The 7,390-nt window shown below is 57.4% G+C and carries 8 protein-coding genes and 1 pseudogene; 8 read left to right on the top strand and 1 reads right to left on the bottom strand.

Annotated features, from left to right (window positions below):
• From ACGYK2_RS16515 to ACGYK2_RS16480, 8 genes and pseudogenes are all read left to right on the top strand, one after another.
• Window positions 1–287: hypothetical protein (locus tag ACGYK2_RS16515; protein ID WP_394374348.1), on the top strand; the 287-nt coding region annotated here is incomplete at its 5' end.
• Entirely contained in the window at window positions 287–1,792 is a 1,506-nt protein-coding gene (locus ACGYK2_RS16510; RefSeq protein ID WP_271689074.1) for a tripartite tricarboxylate transporter permease, read from the top strand. The genes ACGYK2_RS16515 and ACGYK2_RS16510, both read left to right, overlap by 1 nt.
• A complete protein-coding gene (locus tag ACGYK2_RS16505; protein ID WP_271689075.1) occupies window positions 1,792–2,082 on the top strand; it encodes a putative quinol monooxygenase in 291 nt (96 codons plus the stop codon). Before ACGYK2_RS16510 ends, ACGYK2_RS16505 begins: the two co-directional genes overlap by 1 nt.
• Window positions 2,079–2,873, top strand: coding sequence for an N-acyl homoserine lactonase family protein (locus tag ACGYK2_RS16500; protein ID WP_276154631.1), 795 nt, complete (start codon window positions 2,079–2,081; stop codon window positions 2,871–2,873). The genes ACGYK2_RS16505 and ACGYK2_RS16500 overlap by 4 nt, the downstream gene beginning before the upstream one ends.
• A gap of 32 nt (window positions 2,874–2,905) precedes the next feature.
• Window positions 2,906–3,850, top strand: coding sequence for an aldo/keto reductase (locus ACGYK2_RS16495; RefSeq protein ID WP_331619049.1), 945 nt, complete (start codon window positions 2,906–2,908; stop codon window positions 3,848–3,850).
• Window positions 3,851–3,912: 62 nt separating this feature from the next.
• Window positions 3,913–4,641: pseudogene (locus tag ACGYK2_RS16490) on the top strand (potassium channel family protein); the annotation flags it as partial.
• 50 nt (window positions 4,642–4,691) lie between these two features.
• Window positions 4,692–5,987, top strand: a complete 1,296-nt coding sequence (locus ACGYK2_RS16485; protein WP_271689078.1) for a TrkH family potassium uptake protein — start codon at window positions 4,692–4,694, stop codon at window positions 5,985–5,987.
• Window positions 5,988–6,137: 150 nt separating this feature from the next.
• Window positions 6,138–6,407, top strand: a complete 270-nt coding sequence (locus tag ACGYK2_RS16480) for a hypothetical protein (protein WP_271689079.1) — start codon at window positions 6,138–6,140, stop codon at window positions 6,405–6,407.
• 474 nt (window positions 6,408–6,881) lie between these two features.
• Here ACGYK2_RS16480 and hisI read toward each other — a convergent pair whose 3' ends face one another.
• Window positions 6,882–7,355 (bottom strand): phosphoribosyl-AMP cyclohydrolase, encoded by a 474-nt coding sequence (gene hisI / locus ACGYK2_RS16475; protein ID WP_271689080.1) that lies wholly within the window; start codon window positions 7,353–7,355, stop codon window positions 6,882–6,884.
• Window positions 7,356–7,390 lie beyond the last annotated feature (35 nt).

Genomic DNA, 7,390 nt, shown 5'->3' with positions numbered 1-7,390 from the left:
GGAAGTGTGTTCACATGGGTCAATTCTCAGTGACAATTTATGGGGCTACCGGGTCAGTTCTCAGTGACAATCAACAGGCATGGATGCTGCTGAGCGTCTGGATGTTAGTGCATGATCGCAGCCGCATTGCACGGTCTACCCCTTGGATTGCGTTGCTGACACCTTTGATACTCGTGACCGCAATGGCTTTTGGCTTTCGGCAAAATGTGCCGAACCGGGGCGGGCTGCTGTTTTCACAGATTGAGTATCACTACTACGTCACCCTTCGGCCGCTTTGGAGAGACTGATGGAATTTTTCCTGTCGCAACTGCAAGGGTTCGGAGGGGCTTTCTCTGCCCTTGTCACGGATCCAATTACCTATCCCTATATTGTCATCTCGGTTTTCTTGGGCATTGTCTTTGGCGCATTACCGGGACTGACGGCGACCTTGGCAGTTACGATCCTCACGGGCTTTTTCGGGAATAAGATTCCGCTCGATTATGCGCTGATTGCCCTGTTGGGCGCCTATGTCGGCGCAATCTACGGTGGGTCTTACCCTTCGATCCTGCTTAATATTCCCGGCACGGCAGCCAGCGCGGCCACGGCGATGGATGGCCATCCACTTGCTAAACAGGGGCGCGGGGCCGAGGCCCTGGGTCTGACCACCACGGGTAGTTTCGTCGGCACGCTCATCGGGACGGCTGCTCTATTGGTCTTCGTTTGGGCGCTCTTGCTGATCTCTCAATCCATCGCCAGTCCTGAAAAGGCCTTGCTTGCGCTCTTCGGGATCTTACTGTCCGGAACGCTCATGTCCGAAGACCTTGTCGTTAAGGGCTGGATCGCGGGGCTTGCGGGGTTGGCAATGGCGATGGTTGGGCTCGACCCGCTGTTGAGCGAGCCGCGCTACACCTTCGGCTGGTCTTATCTGATGTCAGGCTTTCAGGTCGTACCGGTGCTTATGGGGGCCTTTGCAATCCCTCAAATCATCGAGGGCCTCCGCCAAGTTGATCCGGGCAAAGTCATCGCGCTAAAGGGGCGTATCTTGCCCAACCTTGCAGCCGTGCGACGGCATATGCCCACGATTGCACGTTCCGGCGTAATTGGTACCGGGGTGGGCGCTTTGCCGGGCGTGGGCGAGGATGTGGCCGGTTGGGTCAGCTACGGCGTTGGCAAGTCGGCCAGTCATGATGGCAAGAACTTTGGTAAAGGATCAATCGAAGGGCTGCTGTCGTCTGAGACGGCGAACAACGCCTGCATCGGGGGGGCGCTGATCCCCTTGCTGGTCTTGGGTATTCCCGGTTCGCCTCCTGCAGCGGCACTGATGGGTGCGTTCAAGCTCAACAATATCATTCCTGGTCCGACGATTGACCCTTCGATCATCCTCCGGGTCTGCGCGATCATGGTGCTGGCGTCGCTTACCATGTTCATCATGGGCCTGTTCACCGCACGCGTATTCATCCAGATCCTGCGCCTGCCGCAGACCGTCTTTCTGCCTGTCGTACTTATCTTGACCACCATTGGTAGTTTCAGCGTGGGAGGCGGGATCAATGATCTCTATCTCATGCTCGGGGTAGGTGCGCTGGCCTACTTTATGAACCTGATGCGATATCCGATTGCGCCGCTGGTCATCGGCGTCATCCTGGGCGGACTATTCGATGAAACCTTCCGCCGCTCTTTGCTCTTGAGCGATGGCGACCTGTCCGGCTTTTTCACGCGCCCAACCGCGGCGGTTCTGCTGGCGCTGAACGTGGCGCTGATTGCCGGGCAGATGCCCGTGGTCCGCCGGGCATTCGCAAAAATGAGGAAAAGATAATGTTTGCTATCTGCGTCACCTTTCGCATCAAAACCGATCAGATGGAGGCATTCATGCCCCTGATGCTCGAAAACGCTGCGGCATCCAAAACCCTGGAAGCAGGTTGCCATCGTTTTGATGTGCTTACAGATGCCGATAAGCCTGGGCAGGTGTTTCTCTATGAACTCTATATAGACAGCGCAGCTTTTGACGCACATTGCGACAGTGCCCATTTCAAAGCGTTTACTGCGGCCACGGCTGATATGGTGGCAGGTAAAGATATCACAAGCTGGAGCACGGTAGCATCATGAGCGAATGGGAGGTCAACGCGGTCAAATACGCAGATCGCAACGCGCGTGTAAGAGGCGATAGTTTCGTTTTTGATGACCGCCACGATGTGGCTCACCCGATGGACTATTTCATCTGGGTCTTACGCCAAGGAGAGCGGGTGATCCTTGTAGATACGGGCTATGACGCGGCTGAAGCTGACGCGCGTGGCCGACCGATCCGGCTTGATCCGCGCAGCGCCTTGGCCCCCTTGGGCATCGCTCCTGAAGCGGTCGAGACCGTTATCGTCACCCATCTTCATTACGACCACGCTGGCGGGCTGCATCTTTTCCCCAACGCGAAATTGCATATTCAAGCGGCTGAGATGGCCTACGCCACGGGGCCGTGTATGTGTCATGACACGCTACGGATGCCCTTTTCGGCAGGTCATATTTGCGAGACGGTGAAGCGGCTCTATTCCGGCAAGGTGATTTTCCATGACGGTGATGCCGAGGTCGCGGAGGGAGTAACGGTCCACCGCATCGGAGGGCATAGCCGGGGGCTGCAAGCGGTACGGGTGTTCACATCGGCGGGCTGGCTCGTACTCGCCTCTGATGCAGCGCATTTTTATGAGAACTTCCAAAGCCGCAAGCCCTTTCCTATCGTGGTCGATATGCAGGACATGCTGGAAGGGTTCACAACGATTGAGCGACTCGCCAGTCAGCCCGAGCTGATCGTTCCCGGACATGACCCATTGGTTATGTCGTCCTTCCCACGTGACAAGGCGGATCACATTGTGCGGCTGGATCGTGGGCCGAACCTGCCGCCGGTTTGACTAAGGTAGCCTAGCCTCCTGCCAATGAAAGTATGCTGATGAGCCGCATTCAAACCAAGAATGGAACCCCTATCTCACGCTTGGGATTTGGCGCCATGCAATTTGGTCGCACGGCGGATGCCCGCAGCGCGCAAAAGATGTTCGAGGCCTGCGTCGCGGCGGGGATCAATCACTTTGATACGGCTTATAGCTACAACGGTGGCGCGTCTGAGCATATGTTGGGGCAGTTCTTAGGGGCGAGGGGGGATGATCTGATCATCGGGACCAAAGCACCGAATGACCGGCCCGCCACTGCGGACAACCTGCGCGCCGCCTTAGACGAAAGCCGCAAACGGTTGGGGATTGACGCGGTAGACATCTACTACTTGCACCGCTTCGACGCAGAGACGCCTTTTGAAGAGACATTTGGCACCCTGGCCGAGATGCAGTCGCAAGGCGCGATCCGCTACATCGGCGTGTCAAATTTTGCGGCTTGGCAGATCATGAAGGCGCAAGCGGTGTGTAAGGTTATCGACACCCAGATTGATGCCTGCCAGCCGATGTATAACCTTGTGAAGCGGCAGGTAGAGGTAGAGATTCTCCCGGCCTGTGCGGACCAAGATATTTCTGTCTGTCCTTTCTCGCCCTTGGGGGGCGGCTTGCTTACTGGGAAATACACCAGCGGCGCCGAGGGGCGTTTGCAGGAGGACAAGGTCTATGCCAACCGCTATGGGCAGCCATGGATGCATGAGACCGCCCGTGATTTGGCAGCGCTTTCGCAGCGTATGGGGATTGCGCCAACAACGCTCGCCGTGGCTTGGGTGGCTTGGAATTCGGCGGTAACCTCAACACTCATTTCAGGCCGGAATGTGGAACAGCTGCAACCGTCGCTCGATGCGATGACTTTTGACCTGTCAGAAGGCATCTACGACGAGATTGCGCGGTTTAGCCCCAAACCAACGCCCGCGACAGACCGGTCTGAGGAAACCTTACCGTGATCGGTCGGTAAAGCTGAAGCGCCTTCACCGCGCGCGTAAATGCGAAATCTCGAAACGCCCCTTCGATTGACATCATTCTGCGTTGCGGCAATGTTCCGGGACGGTCAGTTCGGATGGACAGCAACGTGACAAAAATCAAGAAGCGCACCTTCGGTGTCGTTGGTTTAGGCAATTTCGGAAGCTCTGTTGCGAAGGAATTGCAACGTTTCGGCAACCACGTCATTGGCATCGATATATCTGAAGCGCGTGTCGCTAACCTCGCAGATACGCTGTCTCAAGCCATGATTGTGGATGCCCGTGACGATGCAGCGTTGCGTGATGCCGGGTTTGCTGACTGTGATACAGCCGTGGTGGCCATGGGGTCGGACTTAGAGGCCAGCATCCTATCGGCGATGAATCTCAAACTTGTGGGCGTTCAGGTCGTCTGGGCCAAGGCAACCACCAGAACCCACCACAGGATCCTGAAGAAGCTCGGCGTGGACAGAATCGTGCATCCCGAGGTCGAAATCGGCCAGCATATCGCGCAGATCCTGCACAATCCGCTTTTGCGGGACTATGTCAGCCTCGGCAACGGTTACCATGTGGTTAACTTTCGCATCCCCGAGAGCTTAGAGGGCAAGCGGCTAACCGAGTTGCCGCATGGGAAAACCTATAATCTGCGCTGCATCGGTGTCATGCGGGGGAGCGAGTTCATCGGGCAGGATGGAGACGAATGCCAGTTGCAGCGCGATGATCTGCTCTTGTTGTTGGGTCAGCGCAAAGACCTGCACAGCTTTGCGGCCAGCCTCTGATAATGAACCTGTCTTTTCGGTCCCTTCTACGGCGGAAAAAGACCCTGCGAATGCCGCCGCCCGCGCTTTTGTCGCTCTACTATTTGGCCTTTATCGTTCTGGGGGGCATTCTGCTGTGGCTGCCGATTTCGCATCACGGTGATATAGGTTTGGGCGAGGCGCTTTTCACCTCGACCTCTGCGGTGACGGTCACTGGGCTGGTGCTTGCCGATACCGGGGCGGCCTTTACGGGATTTGGGCAAGCGGTCATCGCGGGTCTGATTCAGCTTGGTGGCCTCGGCCTGATGACGTTTGCAGTGCTGTTACTGGGCGCGCTTGGCATCCCTATTGGCATGCCGCAGCGGTTGATCCTGCGCGAGGATCTGAACCAAACATCACTGTCGAACCTGTCTTATATTGCCCGTATGATCCTGATTATCGCGGTTGCTTGCGAGGCGGTGGGGGCAGCGCTCTTGGCCCTGGTCTTTGTGCCTGAGTTCGGCTGGGCCGGGCTGTGGGAGGCGATCTTTCACTCGATTTCAGCCTTTAATAATGCCGGGTTTGCCCTGCATCCCGACAGCCTGTCGAAATGGGTGGGGAACCCGATCATCAATCTGGTGATCCCCGCGCTTTTCATCCTTGGCGGGCTCGGGTTTATCGTCGTGGGCGATGTGTACCGCGCGCGGGATTGGCGCAAACTGACCCTACATTCCAAGCTGATGCTGGTTGGCACGACGCTGCTGATCACTTGGGGCAGTGTCATGTTTGGGCTGCTGGAATGGGGCAACCCTGAAACGCTCGGCTCCTTGAACGTCGTTGAAAAATTTTGGGCGAGTTGGTTTCAGGGCACCACGCCAAGGACCGCCGGTTTCAACACGATCAACACCAGCGGGATGCACGACAGCACGTCCCTGCTGACGATGACGCTGATGCTGGTGGGGGGTGGCAGCACTTCGACGGCGGGCGGGATCAAGGTGACCACGCTCTTTGTCCTGCTGCTTGCCACGATCGCGTTCTTTCGGCGTCAGACGACGCTACATGCCTTCGGGCGGTCCTTGGGGCTGGATGAAGTGATGAAGGTCTTGGCTCTAACCACGATCTCAATGTTGCTGGTGCTGACGGGGGTATTCGTAATGACGATCAACCACGACGGCCAGTTCACCGATATTGCCTTTGAGGTTACATCCGCTTTCGGAACGGTCGGCCTGTCGCGTGGTATCACGGCGGAACTAGATGGTATCGGACGCTTCATCATCATGATGATTATGTTCGTCGGGCGGGTCGGGCCCTTGGCAATCGGGTTCTTCCTCGCCACGCGCAGCGTTCCAAAGGTGAAATATCCGGCGGGGCAGATTTATCTGGGGTGAGAAAGGAATTTGTCGGCCCGCCCCTGCGGCTTTCGGAGCTTCCGTGACAAGGCAAAGGTTCGGTTTCGGCCCGTCTTGACCGATGCTCCGATGTGCTCGCGTGAATGTAATTTCTACGTGTCGGCTATGCCTAATGTAGGGCGTTTGGATATGGATCACATCACAATCGTCGAGCTTGTCGAAAATGTCGCGTGGCTCGCCCTCACCGGGGAACCGAGCAAAGCGCGTGCCACCGGTCCCCGTACCCCAACTCGGCACAGCTACCGAAAAGCCTTTTGCGCGGTCTTTGAGGGCGTCAATATCGATTCCACCGCGGGACAATTTCTCGCCCAAAGCGTCGTAGTCATTTTTCAGGTCTGTGTAGCGCGTCGCGTTCTGGGCCTCGATGATGGTGGTATTGATCATGATTTTCTCCGATGAAAACCGCGCGCCCGGCCCTCTTTTCAAAGCGGGCGCGCAGATTGGACCGTGGGGTGATGTCTTTGCCCTCGCTCAGCGGGTAAAGGCCTGCACGTTGCCAGCGTCGACGTTTACGATTTTGCCGATTGTTCCGAAGCGAAGAAATAAGCCGCTTCCGCGATGTCTTCGGGTAGAACTGAACGTTTGAGCATGGAGCGCTGACGATACATTTCCTCAAGCCTCACGCCGGATATGCTCCGGTTTCGGTAAGGGCGGGATCCCTCGGCATTTCGGCAGGACTGGCTCGGCGAATGTCCAGCTGCGACCTATTGTATTTAAAGTCCTACCGCATGTCCCGTTTCGACACGAAAATGCGGTCAGCGCTGAAAGTCTATCCTCTCAGCCGATCGACCGCGGCGCAGGGGTCGGCATCTAAAGAGCTTCGGCGGCGTCCATTCGCGGGCGCAGCTTCGCCGTCCCCCTCCTAGGACCGGATCAGAGTTGGGTTGGGTTCGGCACGTCGCCGTAGACGGCCATGGGGTCGAATGTCTTGTCATCCTCGACAAAGACCAGCGGCGCGCCGGCATCTACCCCATGCGGGACGCCGCGGTAAAAGCAGGAGCGGTAGCCGACATGGCAGGATGCGCCTGAGCCAGTGACGGCGACACGCAGCCACAGCGCATCCTGATCGTCGTCGATCCGCGCTTCGACCAACTTCTGAACCAGACTGGAGGTCGCGCCCTTGTGCCACAAGACCTGCCGCGCCCGGCTGAAGTAATGCGCCTCTCCGGTCTCTATGGTCAAGCGGAAAGCCTCGGCGTTCATCCAGCCCAGCATCAGGACCTCCCCCGTGGCGGCATCGGTGGTGATGCAGGGCATCAAGCCATCCGGCCCGAACTTGGGTGCAAGATCGGTGCTTTCCTCGACCTGATCCACGGAGCGGCGGGGGTCAAAGTTCAATGCGCGCATCTTGGTCCTTTCAGTTCTCTTGCGGAAAGGTATGT

This window comes from Sulfitobacter sp. 1A10359 (assembly GCF_043558145.1).
In the GTDB taxonomy this organism is placed as follows: Bacteria; Pseudomonadota; Alphaproteobacteria; order Rhodobacterales; family Rhodobacteraceae; genus Sulfitobacter; species Sulfitobacter faviae.
Note: the sequence above shows the minus strand (reverse complement) of the source record. Positions and strands in the feature narration are given on the sequence as shown.

Excerpts from the sequence above, each read along its gene's own strand:
- ACGYK2_RS16510 (WP_271689074.1), top strand. The coding sequence starts at position 287 with ATGGAATTTTTCCTGTCGCAACTGCAAGGGTTCGGAGGGGCTTTCTCT.
- ACGYK2_RS16505 (WP_271689075.1), top strand. The coding sequence starts at position 1,792 with ATGTTTGCTATCTGCGTCACCTTTCGCATCAAAACCGATCAGATGGAG.
- ACGYK2_RS16500 (WP_276154631.1), top strand. The coding sequence starts at position 2,079 with ATGAGCGAATGGGAGGTCAACGCGGTCAAATACGCAGATCGCAACGCG.
- ACGYK2_RS16495 (WP_331619049.1), top strand. The coding sequence starts at position 2,906 with ATGCTGATGAGCCGCATTCAAACCAAGAATGGAACCCCTATCTCACGC.
- ACGYK2_RS16485 (WP_271689078.1), top strand. The coding sequence starts at position 4,692 with ATGCCGCCGCCCGCGCTTTTGTCGCTCTACTATTTGGCCTTTATCGTT.
- ACGYK2_RS16480 (WP_271689079.1), top strand. The coding sequence starts at position 6,138 with ATGGATCACATCACAATCGTCGAGCTTGTCGAAAATGTCGCGTGGCTC.
- hisI (WP_271689080.1), bottom strand. The coding sequence starts at position 7,355 with ATGCGCGCATTGAACTTTGACCCCCGCCGCTCCGTGGATCAGGTCGAG.